Raw genomic sequence first — 21,832 nt, forward strand, 5'->3', positions numbered from 1 at the left:
ACCGCCGTCAGCTCACAACGTCGATCCGCACCTGGAACGGCAACCCCGCCGCATCGCTCGCCGCGGTGATCATCGCGCGCGCCGCTTCCAATGCCGGTGTCGGTGGCGCCAGGCGCGGGCGGCGGTCCAGCGTGCAGGCCAGGCCCACATCCAGCAGCGCCGCATGCGCCTCGTGCAGGCCGTCGCGGGTGCCGCCGGGCAGCCAGGCGATGTCGGCCAGCGCGTCGATCAGGCTGGGGGTATCGCGCGGTTGCACCACCTGCGGATGCGTAACGGCGCTGTCGAGCACGCCGGTCTGCAGCAGGAATTCGAGATCGACAATGCCACCGGCGCCCTGCTTGAGATCGAGCCGTGCGGCATCGCTGCGGTCCAGTTCGGCACGCATGCGCGCCCGCATCTTGAGCACGTCGGTGTAGAGCACCGCGTTGTCGCGCGGGCGCGCCAGCGTCTGCGCGCGCACACGTTCGAAGTCGGCCAACAGCGAGTCATCGCCGGCAATGGCGCGGGCACGCACCAGTGCCTGATGCTCCCAGGTCCAGGCGCGTTCGCGCTGGTATTCGGTGTAGCTGGCCAGTGAGGACACCAGCGCGCCTTTGCCGCCATCGGGGCGCAGCCGCACGTCGATGTCGTACAGGCGGCCGGCGGCGGTGACCGCGCCGAGCATCGCCATCACCTTCTGCGCCAGGCGCGCGTACCAACGGCCGGAATCCAGCGGGCGTGGGCCGTCGCTGCTGTCCTGATCGGCCGGGTGATCGTGCAGGAAGACCAAATCCAGGTCCGAGCCGAAGCCCAGCTCCAGTCCGCCCAGGCTGCCGTAACCGATGATGGCGAAACGTCCGCCGGGAATGCCGCCGTGCTGGCGCTGCATGTCGGCCTGCACCAGCGCGAGCACGGTGACGACGACAGCTTGGGCGAGTTCGGCCAGTTGCCGGGTCGTATCGACAGCGCGCTGGCGGCCATCCAGCGTGGCCATCGCCATGCGGAAGCTCAGCGCCAGCCGCGTCTCGTTGAGCAGGCGCAGCGCGGCTTCGGGATCGTCGATGGTCAGCGCGACAGCGCACTCGGCCTGCATGCCCGCCGCATCCGGCATCGGGCCGGAGACACGTACGTCCAGCAGTTCATCAAGCAGCAGCGGATAGGCTGCCAGACGCTCGGCCAGCAGTGCACTGCGTGCAAGCACGTCGACCAGGCGCGCCAATGCACTGGGTTGTTCATCGAGCAGGGCGAGATAGCTGGTGCGGCGCAGGATCGCCTGCAGCAGACCGAGTACGCGCTTGAGCGCGGCATCCGGCTGCGGTGAGCGCGTGGCTGCGTGCAGCAGCGCCGGCAGCACGCGGTCCAGGCGCGCACGCGCGGCGTCGGACAGCGACTTCACCCCGGAGCTCTGCGCGAAATCACGCAGCGATTGATCGGCGCTGCCGGCGTCGAAGAAGCCGGCCTCGGCCAGCACCTCGGCACTGCCGTTGTCGGGCAGCCCACGCCAGTAGCTGGCCAGCGCATCCGGCGCTGCCTGACCACGGCGCGGTGCGAGCAGCGCGGCGAACTCGGTGCTGACCCGCTCGCGCTGCACATCCAGCGCGGCGACCAGCGCGTCCCAGTCGTCGTAACCGAGTCCACTGGCAATGCGCAGGCGGTCGGTGGCGTCGGTAGGCAGCGCGTGGGTCTGTGCGTCGCGCAGCATCTGCAGGCGGTTTTCCAGGCGACGCAGGAAACCGTAGGCATGCAGCAGGTCGGCGCCGTCCTGCTCGGCCATCTGGCCGGAGGCAACCAGCGCCGGCAGCGCGTGCAGCAGGCGACGCTCGCGCAGCGGCGCTTCGCGGCCGCCGCGGATCAGCTGCAGGGCCTGCGCGAGGAATTCGATCTCTCGGATGCCACCGGGGCCGCGCTTGATGTCATCGTGCATCTCGCGGCGCGAGACCTCGGCGGTGATCGCGGCCTTCATCTCGCGCAGACCATCAAGCGCGGTGAAATCCAGATAGCGGCGGTACACGAATGGGCGCAACGTCTGCAGCCACGCTTCGCCCGCCGCGATATCACCGGCGACGGCGCGCGCCTTCAGCCAGGCATAGCGCTCCCAGTCACGGCCTTCGCGCTGGAAGTACTGGTCCATGCCGGCGAACGACAGCGCGACCCGCCCGGCATTGCCGAACGGGCGCAGGCGCAGATCGACGCGGTGGCTGAAGCCATCCACGGTGGTGTCATCCAGCAACCGCGCCAGACGCTGGCCAAGGCGTGCGAAATACTCCTCGGCCGCGAGCGGGCGCGCGCCATCGGATTCACCGCCCTGCGGGTAGGCGTAGACCAGATCGACATCCGAACTGAAATTGAGTTCGCCGCCACCGAGCTTGCCCAGCCCGAACACCACGAGTTGCTGCGCGCTGCCGTCGGCCGCGCGGACCACGCCATGGCGGCCGGTGAATTCCTGCTCCAGCGCGGAAAGCGCGAGCTGCAGGCATTCCTCCGCCAGGCGGGTGGCACCGGCGAGCGTGGCCGGAACGTCATCCAGCCCGGTCAGGTCGCGCCAGATCAGGCGGGTGGAGGCGGCGGTGCGATAGCGGCGCAGGCGCTGCTGCCATTCGCTGGGCTGCAGTGGATCCAGTTCCGGCAGCGGCAGCGGGGGGCAGCCGTCCTGGGTGAGATGCGACAACAGGGCCGGCTGGCGGCACAGGGTGTCGATGGCGAAATCGCTGGTGACGGCCAGCGCGCGCACGGTGTCGAGTACCGGCGCCGGGGGCGGCCAGTGGCCGCCATCGGTCAGCGACAGGGCCAGGCGGGCCAGGGCGCGATCAACCAGGGGAACAAGGGCGTCGGGGACGCGCGCGGGCGCGGCAAGGTCGGAAATCGGCATGGGGGGATTATGCCGGTCGCGTGTCGACACGGGAGACCCCATCGGCACCCCGGTACTCCGGAGGCGAGACATAAAAAAGCCCGCTTGCAGCGAACTGCCAGCGGGCTCTGCTCCCTCCCCCACGTCGGGATGCAGGTCGATCTTCTAGGGTCGGCGACGAACTTGCACGCTGCACTGCAAAACAATACTTGCGGGTACAGAAGAAGGTGGAATACCTGAACAGGGAGGCAGTGGCGTGAAAACGCCATCCCACCAAGGTAGAACCCCTGCCACTGCGCGGATCGCCGATAATGGAGATCCCCCCAAAAACGTTGTCGTCATGTCTGTCGATCGCATTGCAAACGCGCATCTGCGTGACCGCGTTGTCTCCGCCGAAGCTGCCGCCGCCCTGATCCAGCCGGGTGAAACCGTCGCCATGAGCGGCTTTACCGGTTCAGGCTACCCCAAGGCGGTGCCGGTCGCGCTGGCGCAGCGCATCGAGGCGGTGCACGCCCAGGGCCTGCCCTTCCAGATCAGCCTGATGACCGGTGCCTCGACCGCGCCGGAGCTGGATGGTGCGCTGGCCAAGGCCGATGGCATCGCGATGCGCATGCCCTTCCAGAGCGACCCGGATGCGCGCAACCGCATCAACGAGGGCAAGCTGGATTACATCGACATCCACCTCAGCCATGTCGCCCAGCACGTGTGGTTCGGCTTCTACGGCGATATCGACACAGCGGTGATCGAGGTCTCGGCGATCCGCGAGGACGGCTCGCTGGTGCCCTCCACCTCGGTCGGCAACAACAAGACCTGGCTGGACCTGGCCAAGAAGGTGATCGTCGAGGTCAACGAATGGCAGCCGGCCGGCGTGGACGGCATGCATGACATTTACTACGGCACCGCACTGCCGCCGCACCGCAAGCCGATCCCGCTGGTGCACGCCAACGACCGCATCGGCGAGACCGCGCTGCGCTGCGACCCGGACAAGATCGTGGCCGTGGTGCGCACCAACGGCCCGGACCGCAACAGCCCCTTCAGCCCGATCGACACCACCAGCGAGCAGATCGCGCAGTACCTGATCGAGTTCCTCAAGCACGAAGTGGCCAAGGGCCGCCTGCCGGCCAACCTGCTGCCGCTGCAGAGCGGCGTGGGCAACATTCCGAACGCCGTACTGGCCGGGCTGGCCAAGAGCGGCTTCCGCGATCTGAGCGCGTTCACCGAGGTGATCCAGGACGGCATGCTCGATCTGCTGCGCGATGGCGTGCTGAGCTACGCCTCGTGCACCGGCTTCGCGCTGAGCCCGCAGGCGAACGAGACCTTCAAGGAACACATCGATTTCTACCGCGAGCGCATCATCATGCGCACACAGGAAATCTCGAACCATCCGGAGCTAGTGCGTCGCCTGGGCTGCATCGGCATGAACGGGATGATCGAGGCCGACCTGTACGGCAACGTCAACTCGACCCACGTGATGGGCAGCCGGATCATGAACGGTATCGGCGGCTCGGGCGACTTCGCGCGCAACGGTTTCCTGTCCGCGTTCCTGAGTCCTTCGACGGCGAAGAACGGCAGCATCTCGGCGATCGTGCCGATGGTCAGCCATGTGGATCACACCGAGCACGATGTGTCGGTGATCGTCACCGAACAGGGCCTGGCCGATCTGCGCGGGCTGACCCCGCGCAAGCGGGCGCGGGTGGTGATCGACAACTGCGCGCATCCGGATTTCCGCGATCAGTTGAACGACTACTTCGACCGCGCCAGCCGCGAGAGCTATGGCAAGCACACCCCGCACCTGCTGCCGGAAGCCTTGTCGTGGCACCAGCGCTGGCTGGATACCGGGACGATGAAGGCGTAATCGTCCAAGGGTAGTGCCGGCCGCTGGCCGGCACCTTCCGTCAGGCAGTACGCAGGCTCGCCAGCGAATCGGCCTGCAACCGCTCGTAGATCGCGAACTCGTCTTCCACCTTGATGCCCAACGCCTGCTCAAAGGCATCGCGGTTGGCATGTGCGGCGTAAGCGCGCTGTTCGTCGCCGCCGAGGTTGGAGTGGAAGATGCCGGCGGCGCTGACCGGCAGGAAATCCTCGTAGACGATCGGGTCGGCGCTGGCCAGGCCGGCAGCGATCAGCGCTTCTGCCGGTAGGTCGCCGACGGCGGCCGGGTTGCCGCGACCGGCGTCGGTCAGCGCGTAGCGGTAATAACCCAGGCCCTCGCGACGCAGGGTGTCGTGGTCGTCCGGGAAAGCAGTGAAGGCCTCGGCCAGACGCGTCGGATAGTCCTGGCCGGTACTGCCGGCGCCGCCGCTGTCGCGCGCCTGTGCAAGCAGCTGGTCATACAGCGCGCGGCCCTTGGGTGTCAGCGCGAGGCCGCGCTGTTCGATCTCACCGAAACGCGCGGTATGCGTGCCGGCGTCGCCTGCATCGCCAGAGGGGAACTGCACGGTTTCTTGCAGCGCCTTGAAGCTGGTCTGGCGCAGCAGGATCGGGCAGCGGCGCGGTGGCGGGCCTTCGATCACGGCCTTGGCATCGATGCCGCGTGCAAGCATGCCGGCCTGCGCAGCGTCGATGTCCAGCGTGCGCGGGGTCAGGTGGTTGATGTGCGGGCCGCGGAAGCTGACCACATCGGCGATCAGCCGGTGCGCGTCGTGCAGCGCGTGGTAGGTGGCGAGCGAAACCGTCGCATCGCCATGCCAGCGGAAGGTCTCCAGCGCTTCGATGACGAAGCGGCGCGCATCGGCTTCATCCAGGCCACCCTCGCGTTCTGCCTGTTCGATCAGGGCCAGCGCGGCATCGGTGAAGATCCGGCGCTGGGCAAGGATGGCAGCGGACTGCTCACGCAGCGCGACATTCTCGATCAGCTCCAGGCGCAGCAGCGAGGTGAACACGCGGAACGGGTTGCGCGCCAGCGCCTGCGCGGTGCGTGGGCGGAAGGCGGTGGAATGCACCGGCACGCCGGCCACCGAGAGGTCGTAATACCCCACCGGGTACATGCCCATCAGCGCGAACAGGCGTCCCAGCGTCGCCAGTTCCCCGGCAGTGCCGACCCGGATCGCGCCATGGCGCTCCTGGTCGAGGCGGGCGCGTTCGTCGGTGCGGTCCAGCTGTTCGGCCAGCGCCGGGTTGGCGGTCAGCACGGCGTCGTTGATCTCGGCCACCAGGTCGACCAGCGTGCCGTACAGCGGCACTTCGGTGCGGTACATGGTGGACATCGCCTGGGCGAACAGGCTGCGGATATCGTCGGGTGAAACGAAACGGTCGGCGCTCATGACGTACTCGGCAACGGATCACGGGGAGGGACAGCAGTCGGCCATTGTCGCCGAGGCGGTGGCGCGCGGCGATCTGCACAGCAGCAAAGGTGAGCGACAGGGTAGCGCCACGCCATGCGTGGCTGCGCGGTGCATCATTGCGTCAGCGCGTCGCTGCGGCCGGTTCCGGATTGGCCGCCGCACGCTGGCGCTGCTCGCGGTTGCCGAGCTGGCGCTGCAGCGTGGCATCAAGGGTTACCGGGCGATCCCAGTGATCGTGGCTGGCGACGATGGCATGGCGCAGCGCGCGCCAGTGCAGGTTGGTCGGCGTGACCGGAAGCTCGGCGACCACGGCTTCCCAGCGCTTGGCCTCGCCCTCCTCCGGCACCGCGCGCGACCATTGCAGCACGCTCTCGCGGCAGGAACGTTCGATCACGTGGGCCCAGAAACAGGCGAAGTAGATGTCGCCCGCCTGCCAGCCGTGGGTGTGCATCAGCGCGGCGATGTAGCCGCGCGAGACCCCGGCGTAGCGCGAGACTTCATCCAGGAAGCTATCCGGGTAGCGCTCGGCGTAGTGGTTGATGTCCTGCAGTTGGGTATCCACCCAGGCATCCCCGGTGTCCACCACGTAGGCGGCGGACTTCTCCGGGGTCTGCTCGGCCGCCGCCGCCCAGGGCAGCATCAACAGCAGCGCGAGCAGCCCGGCGCGCATCATCCGGCCTGCGCCGCCTTGGCTTCGATGGTGCGCAGCGCCTGCGGCCACTCGAAGGCGGTCGGTGCATCGACCATGCGCGGCTCATCGTCGGCGACGCCATGCTGGGTTTCGTGCGCCCAGGTCACCGCGTACGGGGTGTGGATGCCCCAGCCGCCCAGGGTGATCACCGGCTCGATGTCCGAGCGCAGCGAATTGCCGACCATCACGAAGCGCTCGATCGGCAGATCGAACTCCTCCAGCACGCGGGCGTAGGTTTCCGGGTCTTTCTCGGAGACGATCTCGATGCGCGGGAACAGGTCGCGCAGGTTGGCCAGCTTGATCTTGGCCTCCTGGTGGAACAGGTCGCCCTTGGTGATCAGCACGACCGGGTACTCGCGGGCGATCTCGGTGACCGACTCACGCACGCCATCGATCAGCTCCACCGGATGGCGCAGGGTGTCATGGCCGATATCGAGCATCTGCTGCAGGTCGCGCGCGCTGATGGTCTGGTTGGTGATCTCGATGGCCGCTTCGACCATCGACAGGGTCATGCCCTTCACCCCATAGCCGAACACGCCGAGATTGCGCTGCTGCACTTCCAGCAGGTGGCGCGCGGTCTGGGTGTCGTGCACGTCGATATAGCGCGACAGGATGTCGAGGTAGTCCTGCTCGGCCTTGCGGTAGTAATCCTCGCTCTTCCACAGCGTGTCATCACCGTCAAAACCAACCAGGCCGATAGCGCCTTGCGGCGTGGGCAGGGAAGTCATCATCGGCCAAGGATACCAACAGCGGCGCAGCGGCCCCACCCCGGCGGCGCATAAAGAAAGGGCGGCCGAAGCCGCCCTTTCCCCCTCACTGCGCTACCGGTGTACCCGGTCCTTACCTGCTCTGCTGGGCGCCCGTATCGGCGGCCTTGCCCTGCTGGGCAGCCACGTACGCCTTGTATTCATCCGGCGAGAGCTCGCCGTCCTTGTTGGTGTCGGCCTGGTCGAACACCTGGGCAAGACCCGCGTTCACCTGTGCCTCGGCCTTGCTGATGGTGCCGTTGCCGTCGGTATCAACGCTGGCCCAGGTCTGGCCACCGCCTCCGTTGGCCTGCGCTGCGGCGTTGGCAGCGGTATCTGCTGCGTCGCCGGCCTGCGCCGCCGCCTGCTGTGCCTGGGCGGCCTGATTCTGGGCCTGCGCGGCACTGTGCTGCGCCGACTGGGCCATCGCCGGAATGGCCAGCACACTGCCTGCGGCGACGATCAGGGCGATCAGGGGCTTGCGGATGCGAGTAGTCATTGGGGTGGTCTCCTTGGTTATGTGTTGCGCGGCCTGTTGTTTCCGCACGGCCCCACACTGCCACCCCGTTTGTGAATCGATATTGCCCCTTGATCGCACTGCGCACGCCGCCTTAACCACCTCCCCGAACGCGTGCATTACCGCAGTGGTTAGCCGCAGGTGAGCAGTTGGTAACACAGGCATTCAACGGCGGCGGATTTAACCGGATGCGAACGCAATCTCACGCGGCGTTGCTGTTTTTTCCGGCTGAGCGGGAACTGAACAAAAGCCACCCCAGTGCGACACCGCCGATCGCGCCGGCCACTTCGAGCACCACGCGTGAGCCCAGCTCGTTCGGATCGTGGATGCTGGCCAGGAACAACCGGGCGTACAGCGGCGACTCCAGCCGCATCATGCCCATGTAGAACAGGTTCCACGCATCGATGCCGGCCGAGGCCACGACCGCGATCACGCAGGCCCAGCCGATCGCGTGCCCATCGGTCCACCCGGCCCAGCGGCACAGTCGATGCCACAGCGCATACACCAGCAGCCCGACCAGCAGCGCGATCAGGCCCGCTTCCAGCGTTCCCAGCAATCCAAAATGCAGCGGCAGGTTCATCGTGGTCCGATCAGGCGGTCAGCGCACAGTGTAGCGGTGCGCCTCAGCGGACCGGCACGTCGTAGGCGGTGGTCGGCGCCGGCTCGGGCTGCAGGGTGAAGTGCCACCACTCCATCGGGTAGTTGGCGAAGCCGCGCCGGGCCATCGCCTGGCGCAGCTGCTGGCGGTGGCGGCGCTGCACCTCACTGATCTCCGGCGCATCGGTATGCGCACGCGGGCCGAAGAAATCGAAGTCGGTGCCCATGTCCATGGGGGCGCAGGGACCCGTGCGGCAATCGAGCAGGGTCAGGTCCACGGTGGCGGCGCGGCTGTGGCCGGAAGTCTCGGCGATGTAACCGCCCAGCAGGGCCGGCTTGTCGATGTCCGGATACTGCAGGGCCTTGCGCGACTGCTCGTGCGGGTCGTGCGCCCAGGCGACAAAGGCCTTCACCGCGTGGGCCGGGCGATAGCAATCAAAGAGGCGCAGCGCGAAGCCCTCGGCGCGCAGGTCGGCCTCCACCTGGGCCAGCGCGGTGGCCGCCGGGGCGACCAAATAGCACTTGGGCGCGTCATAGCCGGGCACGCGCCGGCCGGTGAAGTTGTCCACGCCGGCGTAGCGGATGTCCTGCTCGATTGCCGGTGCCAGTGTGCGGATATCGACCAGCCCGGCCTCGGCCACGTCGCGGGCCGGCGAGACGGTGACCGCCGCCGCCGCCGCGTGGGCACTGCCTGCCAGCAGCGCCAACAGCAGCGTGCTACGGGCAATCGCCGACGCGGGAGAAGTGCAGGTCCTGGTAGTCATAACTGAAGTCGATCTCCGGATCGATCGCGGCCAAGGTCAGGGTGGGTGGCGTACCTGGCTGCAGCTGCAACCAGGGCTCAGCATCGGCCCCGAGCGTATCCCACTGCACCAGCCAGCGCGCGCCGAGCTGCATGACCTGGCCACGCAGCCTCGGCGACTTGGCCACGCTGAAGCGCAGCGTGCCCTGCTGCGGGCAGAGCAGGGCCTCGCCCAGCCATGGATCGCGATAGCGGCCCTGCGCGGCCGCCGTGGTGCGAAGCGGGGCCGGACGACGCGCACGGGTATCCGGGCGCACCTGCCCGGCCTCGCGGCGCCCGGCGCGCTCCTGCGCGAGCAGGGACAGATAGTGCTCCACATCTGCACCGTCATCCGGCGCGGTGTAGTGCTTCAACGCCGCCTGCATCAGCGCGGTGCGTGCATCTTCGGCGTCGCTGTTGATCAGGATCACCACGCCCACCTTGCGGTCCGGCAGCAGCGCGAGCGAGGAGTACATGCCCGACAGCGTGCCGGTATGGGCCACCTTCCACTGCCCGTCCATGTCCGACAGGCGCCAGCCATAGCCATAGGCGGAGACGTGCGCGTCGTCCCAGCGGCGCTGCCGCTCGCCCAGTGGCATCGGCATGTGCGCGGTCCACAGCGCGCGGCGCTGCACCGCGCCCAGCCACCCGGGCACGCGCGCGGGATCGAGCAGCACCTGCATCCAGCGGGTCATGTCGCGCAGGCCGCAATGGATGCCGCCGGCGGCCATCGAAGTCAGATCGGGGCTGAGGTCGCCATCGGCACCGCGCACCACGCTGCGACCGTCCTTCCGTGTATGCGGCTGGGCAACATTGCCGACCGCCGTGACCGACCACGCGCCGACCTGGCAGCGATCCATCCCCAACGGCACGAAGACCTCCTCGCGCAGCAGTTGATCGTAGGGCTTGCCGCCGGCGGCAGCAGCGACTTCACCCGCCACCACATACATCAGGTTGTCGTAGGCATAGCCGCTGCGGAAGCTGGTGACCGGCTTGAGGTGGGCCAGCCCGGCGATGATGTCCTGCCGGGTAAAGCGGTTCGGCTCGGGCCACAGCATCAGATCGCCCGCCCCCAGGCCCAGGCCGCTGTTGTGGATCAGCAGGTCGCGCACCTGCATCTGCTGCGTCACCCACGGGTCATGCATGCGGAACTGCGGCAGGTACTTGATGACCGGGTCGTCCCAGCGCAGGAGACCGCGGTCGACCAGCCGGGCCAGCAGCGCGGCGGTCATCGCCTTGCTGTTGGAGGCGATCTTGAACAGGGTGTCCGGGTTGATGGCCTCGCCCTGCCCGGCCTGGCGATCACCACGGGTGCCGGTGAAGACAACTTCCCCGTCTTCGACCACGGCCATGGCGATGCCGGGCAGGTGTTCATGGGTGACAGCCTGATCGAGCAGCCGATTGAAGGTGTCGGCCGGATCGGCTGCCCATGCGCTGGGCGCGATGGCCAGGGTGCAGGACAGGCCAAGCGTGAGGAGGCGGGATGGGATACACGGTGAGGTGCGTGACTGCATGGAGTCCCTCGTCATGACCGGAGCGCGTGCAACCGAAGCCGCCCGTGGAAGGCAGGTGCCGACCCACTGTCGGCACCTGCCACGTACGCGCCGGATCAGAAGTTCCAGGTCACCATCAGCTGCGTGTAGCGCGGTGCCTGCCAGCGGGTGCCGGTGTTGAAGGTGTTCTCGCGCACCTGGCCCGGCTGGGCCTCGTAGCGCTGGTGCACGTTGATGACGGTCTGGTTGTTGAACAGGTTGTATACCGACAGGCGTGCGCTCAGGTCGATGCCCTCCACCGGCAGGCGCCAGGTGACGTTGGCGCCCATGGTCCACGTCCACGGCAGGCGACCGAAGGCACCACGGGGGCTGTACTCGAACTGGCGCTGGTCATACGGCCCCGAACAGTTCGCCACGCACAGCCAGCCCGTACCGCCGCCGCTGCCTTCGCTGGAAGTGCTGCCACCGGCGACCGTATCGTTGGGCCACATCACGCCGAACGCCGTGATCGGGCCACCGGACAACACCTGCATCGTGGTGCCGAACGACCACTGCTCGTTCAGCGCATAGGCGGCGCGGAACTTGAACTGATGGCGGAAGTCGTTGAACAACGGCCCGTAGCGCTGGTTGTTGGACGGATGATCCCAATGCTGGACCATGCCGGTGTCGCCGTAGTTGGTGTCCGAGTTGACCGGGCCTTCGAAGTTGCCGTCGCTGCGCGACCACAGGTAGGACGCGTTGAACAGCCACTTCTCGTCCCACGCGCGATCGATCTGGAACTCCAGGGCCTTGTAGGTGCGCTTGGGCTTGGAGTAGCCGACCACCTCCAGGCTGCCGCCCTTGCGGTAGCCATCCTTGGAGGTATCGATGGTGATCCAGCCCTCGGTGGCGCAGCCGATGCTGGAGTCGCCCCAGATCGTCAGGCTCTCGCCCGGGTTGGCGATCGGCCACAGGGTGGTGCCGGTCGGCCCGCACGGGGTGTGGTTGATGCGCATGTCATCCAGCGCGCGGTCCATCTTGCGGTAGGTCGCGTTGACGCCCCACGACCACGCCTGGTTGATCATGGTCTGGAAGCCGAGGATGTACTCATCCTGGTAGACCGCCTTCAGGTCCTTGTCCACGCTCTGCCGCAGGTCGGCCGCGCCGGTGTTCATGCGGGTATCGACCGGGCCGATCTGCTGGCCGATGACCGGGGCCATGTACGGTGCGCCGGTGACCGGGTTGGCCTGCTGCTGCCAGCCGTTGAGCACGTAGTAGGAGTACTCGTCGGTGAGGCCACCGGCGAAGTTGACGTTGATGTTGTTGGTCACCGGCAGGTAGTAACGGCCGGCGTTGCCGAACAGCTTGGTGCTGCCATCGCCCTTCATGTCCCAGGAGAAGCCGAAGCGCGGTGCGATCAGGTCATCCATCTTGATGAAGGCGTCGCCATCGGCGGTGCGGTTCTCGAAGCGGTCCCAGCGCACGCCGAGGTTCAACATCAGGTTCGGGGTGATGTTCCAGATGTCTTCCAGGTAGAAGGCGTTGGCCTCGGTCTCGAAGGTGCCACCGGAGACGCGGTTGCGCGCGCGCAGCATCTCGGTCACGCCCGCGGGAACATAGGCATTGGCGCCGTCCCATACCTCATCACCCGGGCGGGCCACGTAGGCGGTATAGCTGAGCTGGGTCGGGCCCGGGTAGCGGGTGGACTGCTCGGTGGTCATCAACTCACGGTCCACGCCGAAGCGCAGCAGATGCGTGCCCAGCTGCCATTCGAAGTCCAGGCGGGCCACCTCGCGCGTGTCGTCGCGCTCGGCAACCGCGGCACCGGTAGGATGGCAGCCCGCGCGCAGGCCGTTGAGCTTGCCCAGGCGGGAGGCATAGCTGGCATCGGTGAACACCGGGCTGCACGCCTCATCGAGCGAGGAGTTGGTGAAGGCCCGCTGGTTGTTCTCGCCCACCATGGCGCGCGCGGTGAAGTTTTCGCCGAAGTGACCGGTGTACGTCGCCGACCAGTTCTTGCCGCCGGTCTCGGTGACCGAATCACCACCCCACGCGCCGATCTGGTCGTCATCCCAGTCGTAGTTGTACGCGCCGTTGGTGATCTCGCCTTCGTCGGAGAAGGCCAGCAGTGCCAGGCTGTGGTTGTCGTTGATGTTCCAGTCCAGCTTGGCGCCCCAGAAGCCGTTGTCGCTCTTGTTCTTGAACCAGCTCAGCGCATCGGAGGAGGTGTTGTGGCCGGTGTCGTTGCGGTCCTCATACATCGCGAACAGGAACAGCTTGTCCTTGATGATCGGACCGGACCCCCACACGTTGGTCTTCAGGAACGAGTTGTTGTCGCGGCTTGCGTAGGAGTGCGGGGTGCCATCGCGGTGGAAGTGATCACGCGGGCTGGACCGCCATGCGCTGGGCTCGGCCGTCACCTCCACACCGCCCTGGAACTCGTTGGTGCCCGAGCGGGTGACGGCATTGATCACACCGCCGGTGGAGCGGCCGAATTCGACCGAATAACCGCCGGTCTTGACCTGGAATTCGTTGAAGAAGCCGAATGGCGCGCTGGAGAAGCCGCGGCGGGTATACATGTCGGTGACGTTCAGGCCGTTGATGAAGACCGCGTTCTCGGCCACCGAGGAGCCGGCGAAGGACAGGCCGCCGAACGAAGAATTGCCGCCCACCACGCCCGGCGCCAGCAGCGCCACCGCCGACAGATCCTGCGCGACCGGCAGGCGCGAGAGCTCCTGGCGGTTCACGTTGAACGAGGTTTCCGTGGAATACACGTCCACGCGATTGACGACGCGGGTGCCGACCACCTGCAGCGCATCGAGGTTGACCACGCCGCCACTGCTGGCCAGGTTGACGGTGGTCGTACCGCCGACCGCGACACTGACCGCGAACGGCTCGCCGAGCTTCTGGCCATCGCGGCTCACCTGCAGCTGGTAGTCGCCCACCGGCAGCTGGCCCAGGCGATAGCTGCCGTCGGCGCTGGCCGTCACTGTCCGGGTCAGGCCGGTCGCGTTGCTGACGACGGTGACCTGGTCACCCGCAGTGGCACGCCCCGCGACGGCACCGCTGACATTCTGTGCCGAAGCACTCATCGGTACCAGGCTGCCCAGACACGCCCCGAGCGCAACGCACAGCGCTGCCCGCTTGAATCGATTTACGTTCATTCCCTGCTCTCTCCTGCAGATGTGGAATCGTGGATACCGCCGTTTACCGCTTGGCCTCCAGTGGCACCACGTGCGACTGGACGTCGTAGTTCCATTGATCGAAATACAGGTTGCCGCCGGACCACTCGGCCTCGCCGCGCTGGGAATCCACCGTGTCCGAACGGAAGTGCTGCTTGGCCGGCACCAGTGGCTGGGCGTAGTCGTCGTTGAAGGCGATGCGATAGGCATCCAGCCCACCCAGATAGAAATCGCGCAGCGCGGGCTGCGGGCTGTCCAGGCGCCCGGTGGTGACATCCATCGGCACCCAGCCGTAGGGCGCCAGGTACACCGCGCCCCAGTCATGCAGGTTGTTGTAGCCGACCGCATCGTCGGAATAGACCATGCCCGACTGCCAGCGCGCGGGGATGCCGTTCAGGCGCAACAGCGCAATCAGCAGCAGCGTCTGCTGCCCGCAGTCGGCGTGACCGGCGTGCAGCGCGTAGTCGCTGATGTTGGAGATCGTGGCGTACTCGCGGGCGCCGGCCCATGGAATCCGGTCCACGGCGTCGAACAGCTTCTGGACGATCTGGTAGGGATCGGTTTCGGTGCCGACCACCTGCTGCGAGAACGCGCGCAACGCCGGGGTGAACACCACGTGCGGCGCCTGCTCGGCGAGGTACGGCTTCAGCGCGGGATCGTCCGGCGTGGGCTGGACCTTGGCAGGATCGATCGTGATGTGCCGCGCGTACACGGTGACCGCGTAGCGGATCTGGAACTCGGTCGGGGTGCCGGCCACCGCCTTGCGTTCCAGGTAGGCGGTGCGTTGCAGCGCACTGTCAGGCGCCACCTGCGCGCCGGCAGGCGTACTCGCGACCCAGGTGATGTCTTCCTGCTGGCCGGCGATGGCACGCGGGTAGGGAATCCATGCGCGGATGGTTTCCCCGGCCGGCACGGCATCGGGCTTGACCACCAGCGACTGGGTCACCTCGATGCGGCGCGGCACCAGGCTGGTCGCGCCCGTAGCGCGGGCGGCCGCGACGATCTCCTCATGGTGCGGGTGCAGATGCTCATAGGGGCCCTCCTTCGGCAGCGGGGCCCCGGGTGCCCGCCGGGCGCGCGCCTCGGCGCTGATCCGGAACAGGTTGGACGGCGCGCGCTTGAAATAGCGGCGCTGGCCATCGATATCCAGGTGTTCGATCAGGCCGGCAGAATCCCAGCGCGCGAATTCGTCATCGCGAAGGTCGGGAATCTGCTTGCGCAGCTGCGCCTTGGCCGCCGCCGCGTCCAGGGTGAAGTCCAGTCGCATGCGGCGCATCCGTTCGCGTTCGAAGGCATAGGCCTGACGCTCGGCATCCGACAGGCTCGGATCCTGCAACGCCGTAGCGATGTCGGCCTCGGCCTGCGCGAACGCACCGCGGTCGATGCCGGCGATCACGGTCGGCAGCGCGACCGGCGCGGCGGCCAGCCCCCACGGCATCGCCAGCAGACCAGCGCACAGGCACCAGACAGCAGGCAGAGGCAATCGCGGTTTGCGCATCACAGGATCCACGGCGACACTTCCCAGGTGCGGGTGGGGTAATCGCTGTGTAACACGGGCCTGATAGCCGGTCAATAATTTATTCTTGCTTTCGCCGAAAAAAGGAATAAATATTCCTGACGCTTCCGAGGAGGGTGACCGCGTGATAATCCAGGCTTCCCCCCACCGCCCCGTGCGGTCCCGCTGGTTGTCGCGCGCCGTGCTGGCGGCGGTCCTTGCGGCCACGCTGGCACCTGCCTGGGCCGAGGCGCCGCGTGCCGCACCCGGCGCCGACTTCGGCGGGGTGATCGCCCTGCGCGAGGCCTATCTCGCGCCCGGCTTCTGGGCTGACCGCCTGCCCAATCCGGACCGCGTGATCCTCGATCGCGCCGGTATCGCCGCACAGAACGCCCGCATGCGTGCCGAGGACGCCTCGATCCACGATCTGCGCGCGTTGCCGGCGCAGCTGCCGCGCGAGCAGGTGCTGGGCAGCATCCAATCGCTCTCCAAGTGGCCCGAGCGCACCTTGTACGGCCAGGATGGCAAGACCATCAGCGACCGGCAGCGCAGCGAGACCCTGGCCAACCTGGCACTCGCCGCGGTTCCGGCGCAGCGCCCGCTGCAGTATGGCCTGGTCACCCATCGCGCCGCGCTGCGCGCGTTCCCGACCGCGCTGCGGGTGTTCAGCAGCCAGGGCGACACCGACATCGACCGCTTCCAGGAGTCGGCGCTGTTCCCCGGCGACGCGGTGGCGGTGCTGCATGAAAGCGCTGACGGGCGCTGGCTGTTCATCACCAGCGAACGCTACTCGGCGTGGATCGAGAAGCGCTTCGTCGGCATCGGCGACGCCGACACCGTGCTCGGCTACGGCCAGCATGGCCCGTATCGTGTGGTCACCGGGGCCACCGCGTTCACTGCCTACACGCCGGAGGAGCCGCGCGTGTCGCGGCTGCAGCTGGACATGGGCGTGCGCCTGCCGGTGATCGCCGACTGGCCGCTGGAGAAGACCGTCAACGGCCAGCAGGCCCACGCCGCGCATGTGGTGCAGTTGCCGGTGCGCGAGGCTGATGGCCGCCTGTCACTGGTGCCGGCACTGCTGCCGCGCTCGCAGGACACCGCCGACGACTATCTGCCGTTGACCCCGCGGACGCTGCTGACCCAGGCCTTCAAGTTCCTCGGCGAGCGCTACGGCTGGGGCCACGACTACGACACCCGGGACTGCAGTGGCTTCGTATCTGAGATCTACCGCAGCGTCGGCGTGTTGATGCCGCGCAATACCAGCGCACAGGCGATCAGCCCGGCGCTGGACCGCATCGCCTTCAGCGCGAAGGACGGGAAAGCCACGCGCGACACGGCCGTCAAGCAGCTGCAGGTCGGCGACCTGGTCTACATCCCCGGCCACGTGATGATGGCGATCGGCCACATCGACGGCCGCACCTGGCTGATCCACGATACCGCCGGCGGTGGCTGGATCGGCGCGGATGGCAAGCGCGTGCAGGCCCACCTCAACGGCGTGTCGGTCACTCCGCTGGAGCCGATGATGGCCAGCGATACCGTGAGCTACATCGACCGCATCACCAACATCCAGCGCCTTCGGCCACAGACCCCCTGAATGAAGATCACCGACATCGAACTCGGCATGCTGCGCGTGCCGTTGAAGACCCCGTTCAAGACCGCGCTGCGCACCGTGGACACTGTCGAAGACGTGGTCGTGCTGATCCGCACCGACAGCGGCCATACCGGCTACGGTGAAGCGCCGGCCACGGCAGTGATCACCGGCGACACGCACGGCTCGATCATCGAGGCCATCGACGGCTTCATCAAACCGCGCCTGATCGGCGAGGACGTGGCCAACCTCAATCGGCTCTGCGGCCTGATCCAGACCTCGATGGAGCGCAACACCAGCGCCAAGGCCGCGGTGGAGATCGCGGTCTACGATCTGTGGGCGCAGCTGCACAACGCGCCGCTGTACCGGATGCTGGGTGGCGGCGACCCGGTGATCACCACCGACATCACCATCAGCGTGGACTACATCGACAAGATGGTGGCCGACTCGCTCTCGGCGATCGAGCGCGGCTTCGAGTCGCTGAAGATCAAGGTCGGCAAGGACATCGGCCTGGATATCGAGCGGGTCAAGGCGATCCACGCTGCGGTGCAGGGCCGCGCCCTGCTTCGCCTGGATGCCAACCAGGGCTGGACCGCCAAGCAGGCCGTGCACGCGATGCGGGCGCTGGAAGAGGCCGGCGTGGTGCTGGAACTGCTGGAGCAGCCGGTGAAGGCCGCCGACATCAGCGGCCTGAAGTACGTCACCGACCGGGTCAACACCCCGGTGATGGCCGATGAAAGCGTGTTCAATCCCGGCCAGGTGTTCGACCTGATCCAGCAGCGCGCGGCCGACATCATCAACATCAAGCTGATGAAGACCGGTGGCCTCTCCAATGCAATCCGCATCGCCGATATCGCCGCGATCTACGGCGTGCCATGCATGATCGGCTGCATGATCGAATCGAGCATCTCCGTGGCCGCCGCCGTGCACCTGGCCGTCGCCAAGAGCGAGATCATCACCAAGGTGGATCTGGATGGGCCGTCGCTGGGCCAGTTCAACCCGGTCACCGGTGGGGTCAACTTCAACGAATCGGAAATCACCATCAGCGATGCGCCCGGGTTGGGCATCACCGAGGTGCGTGGGCTGGAGATGATCACGCCGCGGCGGTGGTGACCGTTGTGTCCGCCTCGCCGGTCGCCTACGGTAGAGCCACGCCATGCGTGGCTGCCGTTCGCGCAATCCCACCTGCCGCAGCCACCCACGGCGTGGCTCTACCGGATCTGACGCCCTCCCCATGCCGCCCCTGGTGAAAATCCGCTCCGAGCGTGACCACATGTCGGCGATCGAACGTCGCATCGCCGACTTCATCCTCGACAACGCCCATCTCCTGCGCGATTACTCCTCCCAGCAGTTGGCCAGTGCATTGGGGATCAGCCAGTCCAGCGTGGTCAAGTTCAGCCAGAAGCTGGGCTTCAAGGGCTACCCCGATCTCAAGTACTCCATCGGCGAGGCCGTCGCGCGCGCCGGCAACGACCCGCACAGCCGGCCACCGGCGCCCGAGGCGGCCGACGGTTTCACCCAGATCGCCGAGCGCCTGCGCGCAAGCAAAGCCGCGGCCGAAGAAGAGACCTGGCTGGCCAATCCCCAGGCCGACATCGAAGCCATCGTGCAGCTGATCGATGGGGCGCCCAAGGTATTCGTCTACGGGTTGGGCGATGACGGCCTGTACGCGCGCGAGTTCGCCATGCGGCTGTCGCTGCTCGGCATGCTCACCGTGCACCACGCCGACCCGATCCTGATGATGGCCAACCTCTCGGCCGCGCGGCCCGGAGATGCGATGCTGGTGTTCTCCGAATTCGGCAAGCTGCCGCAGTTGTTCCAGCTGTCGCGCCAGTTCCAGGACATGGGCGGCAAGGTGGTCTCGATCACCCGCCACAGCGCCAATCCGCTGCGCGCGCACGCCGATGCCAGCCTGGTGCTGTGCGCCCACGACCCGGCGCCGCACGTGGCACAACTGCTGTACCGTTCCTCATTGCAGTCCCTGCTGGATGTTGTCTTCGTCCTGCTGTGCCACGCCAACCCGGACCGCCACCGCCAGCTCGGGGTGAACCTGGAACGGATCGAACATTTGATCGACAGCTGATCCTGGAGTCCGCCACGATGATGCCGCTGTTCCGCTCCGTCACCGCCGCCGTGATGCTGGTCATCGCCGCCCCCGTGTTCGCCGCCGCGCTGGAGGGCAGCACACAACTGGTCGTGGTCACCACCGAGGGCTGGGATGCCACCCAGGGCAAGCTGCAGGCCTTCGAGCGCACCGCGAAGGGCTGGCAGCCGCAGGGCGCCGCCTTCGATGTCGCCGTGGGCCGCAGCGGCAGCGCGTGGGGCGAAGGGCTGCACCCGGCCCAGTCCGGGACGCCACGGAAGCAGGAAGGCGATGGCCGCAGCCCGGCCGGCATCTTCGCGATCGGCCCGGCCTTCGGCTATGCGCGCGGCGTCACCAGCGGCCTGCCCTACCAGCCGATGCGCGACACCAGTTACTGCATGGATGTGCCGGACTCGCCGTACTACAACCGCATCGTCGATGCCGAGGTGGTCGGTGCCGATGCGGTGGAAGGCTCGACCGAACCGATGCGGCTGGACCTGCACAACAAGGGCGACGTGCGCTACCGCGAAGGCTTCGTCATCGAGCACAACCCGAAAGCGACGCCCGGCCGTGGCAGCTGCATCTTCGCCCACCTGTGGCGCACACCCGGTGAGGCGACCGCCGGCTGCACCGCGATGGACCCGGCGCGCATGACCACGCTGCTGGCGTGGCTGGACGCCAGCGCGCGGCCGCGCTTCGTGCTGTTGCCGCGCGCGGAGTACCAGCGCCTGCAGGCCGAGTGGCAGCTGCCCGTGCTGGCGGGGAGCGTACCGTGAGTACCGCACCGCCGGATCCGCAGCTCGAACGCGCGGTCAGCCGCTGGCAGATCGTGGGGCTCTCGATCAACGATGTGATCGGCAGTGGCATCTACCTGCTGCCGGCCGCCACCGTTGCCCTGCTCGGTCCTTTCAGCCTGTGGGGGGTGGTCGCGGCCGGCATCGTGGTCGCCCTGCTGGTGCTCTGCTATGCGCAGGCGGCCAGCTATTTCGACGAGCCCGGCGGCAGCTATCTGTATGCGCGCGAGGCATTCGGCCGGTTTGCCGGGTTCGAGATCGGCTGGATGATCTGGCTCACCCGCATCAGCTCGGCGGCAGCGCTCAGCAACGCACTGGCCGATGCGGTGGCGCGCTTCTGGCCCTGGGCCGGGCATGACATCGGCCGTATCGCGGTCATCGTGGTATCGCTGGGCTTCCTCACCGCGGTGAACGTGGCCGGGGTGCGCTCGGCCGCGCGTACCGGTGTGATCCTGGTGATCGGCAAGCTGCTGCCGCTGGTGCTGTTCGTGGCGATCGGCGCGTTCTACGTGGATACCGACCTGGCCTTCTCCGGCGTACGCCCGGACCCGCACGATCTGCAGCGCATGGGCGAAGCAGCGCTCCTGCTGCTGTATGCCTATGCCGGTTTCGAAAACATCCCGGCCGCTGCCGGTGAGTACAAGAACCCGCGCCGCGATATTCCCTTCGCCCTGATCACCATGATCATCACTGTCACCGTGATTTACGGCGCGGTGCAGTTCATCGCACAGGGCACGCTGGCCGGGCTGGCCAGTTCGCCGACGCCGCTGGCCGATGCCGCCGCCAGCTTCGGCGGGCTCACCCTCGCCCTGATCCTCACCGTGGGCGCAACGATCTCCATCCTCGGCACCAACAGCAACACGATGATGATGGGTCCGCGCTTCCTGTTTGCGTTGGCGCGCGATGGCTACGGACCGAAGATCCTGGCGCAGGTGCATCCGAGCTTCCGCACCCCGGCGGCGGCGATCATCGCGCAGGGCCTGATCGCCCTGGCGCTGGCCTTGTCCGGTTCGTTCGTGCAGCTGGCGCTGCTGTCGATGACCACGCGCCTGTTCGCCTACATCGGCACGGCCGCGGCGGTGCTGGTGCTGGCGCGCCGGTTCCGTGATCGCCCTGGCGCGTTGAAGCTGCCCGGCGGACCGCTGATCCCGATCCTCGCACTGCTGTTGTGCCTGGCCTTGTTCGCCAGCGCGAGCTGGCAGAACATCGCGGCGGCAGGCATCGCCTTCGCGGTAGGCGCGGTCATCTATAAATTCCCGCGCCGCGATCACCAAGCCTGAGCAGGTGTGCAGGTGAATGGCACTTGATGTGTCATTCACCTCGCCGGTCCATGGCGTTAACCCGGCTTTGGGTACGGTGAAGCCTCACCCAACCGGAGCCAACACATGAGCACTGACTATCAGATTCCCGGCCGGGTGCCGGAAGACGGTGTCCCGCGCCAGGCCGTATCGGATTACTGGCGTGAGCGCTTTCCAAGCGAACCGTACTATGACAACAACCAGTTCTTCGATGACTACGAGCCGGCGTACCAGCTCGGCCATCGCACCCGCGCTGACGACATGATCCGCGCGTATGAAGAAGTGGAAGCCGAGCTGCAGGCCCGCTGGGCGCAGGAACATGGCCAGAGCAAGCTGAGCTGGGAACAGGCCCGCAATGCGGTGCGCCGCGGCTGGGATGAGTCCACTGCGCTGCGCCAGGCGCACTTGGACAAGGGCGTCCCGCGCGGCGCCTGACGCGCACTCCCCGATTCACCTCCAGCGGCGGCCCTCGGGTCG

At 67.4% G+C, this 21,832-nt stretch carries 17 protein-coding genes; 7 read left to right on the forward strand and 10 right to left on the reverse strand.

The features are described from left to right. Window positions 1-7: 7 nt before the first annotated feature. Window positions 8-2,848 carry a bifunctional [glutamate--ammonia ligase]-adenylyl-L-tyrosine phosphorylase/[glutamate--ammonia-ligase] adenylyltransferase gene (glnE, locus tag NJD74_RS12160; protein WP_319624241.1) on the reverse strand — a complete coding sequence of 947 codons (2,841 nt, stop codon included), beginning with the start codon at window positions 2,846-2,848 and terminating at the stop codon, window positions 8-10. Window positions 2,849-3,167: 319 nt separating this feature from the next. Here glnE and NJD74_RS12165 point away from each other — a divergent pair, with 319 nt between their 5' ends. Further along, window positions 3,168-4,682 (forward strand): acetyl-CoA hydrolase/transferase family protein, encoded by a 1,515-nt coding sequence (locus tag NJD74_RS12165; RefSeq protein WP_102788924.1) that lies wholly within the window; start codon window positions 3,168-3,170, stop codon window positions 4,680-4,682. Between the two features lie 40 nt (window positions 4,683-4,722). On the opposite strand, the gene NJD74_RS12170 is transcribed toward NJD74_RS12165, so the two are convergent. The 9 genes from NJD74_RS12170 to NJD74_RS12210 form a co-directional block, all read right to left on the reverse strand. Then, entirely contained in the window at window positions 4,723-6,090 is a 1,368-nt protein-coding gene (locus NJD74_RS12170) for a VOC family protein (RefSeq protein ID WP_319624242.1), read from the reverse strand. Between the two features lie 142 nt (window positions 6,091-6,232). Next, entirely contained in the window at window positions 6,233-6,784 is a 552-nt protein-coding gene (locus NJD74_RS12175; protein WP_319624243.1) for a hypothetical protein, read from the reverse strand. Further along, complete coding sequence (locus NJD74_RS12180; protein WP_319624244.1) at window positions 6,781-7,533, reverse strand: HAD family hydrolase; 753 nt, start codon at window positions 7,531-7,533, stop codon at window positions 6,781-6,783. The genes NJD74_RS12175 and NJD74_RS12180 overlap by 4 nt, the downstream gene beginning before the upstream one ends. Window positions 7,534-7,642: 109 nt before the next feature. Next, window positions 7,643-8,047, reverse strand: coding sequence for an EF-hand domain-containing protein (locus NJD74_RS12185; RefSeq protein WP_319624245.1), 405 nt, complete (start codon window positions 8,045-8,047; stop codon window positions 7,643-7,645). Window positions 8,048-8,267: 220 nt separating this feature from the next. Then, window positions 8,268-8,645 carry a hypothetical protein gene (locus NJD74_RS12190; RefSeq protein WP_019185964.1) on the reverse strand — a complete coding sequence of 126 codons (378 nt, stop codon included), beginning with the start codon at window positions 8,643-8,645 and terminating at the stop codon, window positions 8,268-8,270. A gap of 43 nt (window positions 8,646-8,688) precedes the next feature. Beyond that, entirely contained in the window at window positions 8,689-9,426 is a 738-nt protein-coding gene (locus NJD74_RS12195) for a M15 family metallopeptidase (protein ID WP_319624246.1), read from the reverse strand. Continuing rightward, on the reverse strand, window positions 9,380-10,957 hold the full coding sequence (locus NJD74_RS12200) for a serine hydrolase domain-containing protein (protein ID WP_319624247.1): 1,578 nt from the start codon (window positions 10,955-10,957) through the stop codon (window positions 9,380-9,382). Before NJD74_RS12200 ends, NJD74_RS12195 begins: the two co-directional genes overlap by 47 nt. 95 nt (window positions 10,958-11,052) lie before the next feature. Further along, window positions 11,053-14,079, reverse strand: coding sequence for a TonB-dependent receptor (locus NJD74_RS12205; RefSeq protein ID WP_319624248.1), 3,027 nt, complete (start codon window positions 14,077-14,079; stop codon window positions 11,053-11,055). 43 nt (window positions 14,080-14,122) lie between these two features. Next, window positions 14,123-15,607: a transglutaminase domain-containing protein gene (locus NJD74_RS12210; protein ID WP_319624249.1), complete on the reverse strand. Its 1,485-nt coding sequence runs from the start codon at window positions 15,605-15,607 to the stop codon at window positions 14,123-14,125. A 160-nt stretch (window positions 15,608-15,767) separates the two neighbouring features. Between NJD74_RS12210 and NJD74_RS12215 the strand changes: the two genes are divergently transcribed. The 6 genes from NJD74_RS12215 (at window position 15,768) to NJD74_RS12240 (ending at window position 21,790) form a co-directional block, all read left to right on the forward strand. Continuing rightward, a complete protein-coding gene (locus NJD74_RS12215) occupies window positions 15,768-17,186 on the forward strand; it encodes an SH3 domain-containing protein (RefSeq protein ID WP_319624250.1) in 1,419 nt (472 codons plus the stop codon). Beyond that, window positions 17,187-18,293: a dipeptide epimerase gene (locus tag NJD74_RS12220; protein WP_319624251.1), complete on the forward strand. Its 1,107-nt coding sequence runs from the start codon at window positions 17,187-17,189 to the stop codon at window positions 18,291-18,293. A 121-nt stretch (window positions 18,294-18,414) separates the two neighbouring features. Then, window positions 18,415-19,263, forward strand: a complete 849-nt coding sequence (locus tag NJD74_RS12225; RefSeq protein WP_121042293.1) for a MurR/RpiR family transcriptional regulator — start codon at window positions 18,415-18,417, stop codon at window positions 19,261-19,263. 17 nt (window positions 19,264-19,280) lie between these two features. Next, window positions 19,281-20,039 carry a L,D-transpeptidase family protein gene (locus tag NJD74_RS12230; RefSeq protein ID WP_319624252.1) on the forward strand — a complete coding sequence of 253 codons (759 nt, stop codon included), beginning with the start codon at window positions 19,281-19,283 and terminating at the stop codon, window positions 20,037-20,039. Then, window positions 20,036-21,337 carry an amino acid permease gene (locus tag NJD74_RS12235; RefSeq protein ID WP_319624253.1) on the forward strand — a complete coding sequence of 434 codons (1,302 nt, stop codon included), beginning with the start codon at window positions 20,036-20,038 and terminating at the stop codon, window positions 21,335-21,337. Before NJD74_RS12230 ends, NJD74_RS12235 begins: the two co-directional genes overlap by 4 nt. A gap of 105 nt (window positions 21,338-21,442) precedes the next feature. After that, the gene (locus tag NJD74_RS12240) at window positions 21,443-21,790 is read left to right on the forward strand and encodes a hypothetical protein (protein ID WP_102788914.1); all 348 of its coding nucleotides are present in this window, start codon (window positions 21,443-21,445) and stop codon (window positions 21,788-21,790) included. Window positions 21,791-21,832 lie beyond the last annotated feature (42 nt).

It is taken from the genome of Stenotrophomonas sp. RG-453, from assembly GCF_033843685.1.
GTDB classification, from domain to species: Bacteria; Pseudomonadota; Gammaproteobacteria; order Xanthomonadales; family Xanthomonadaceae; genus Stenotrophomonas; species Stenotrophomonas bentonitica_A.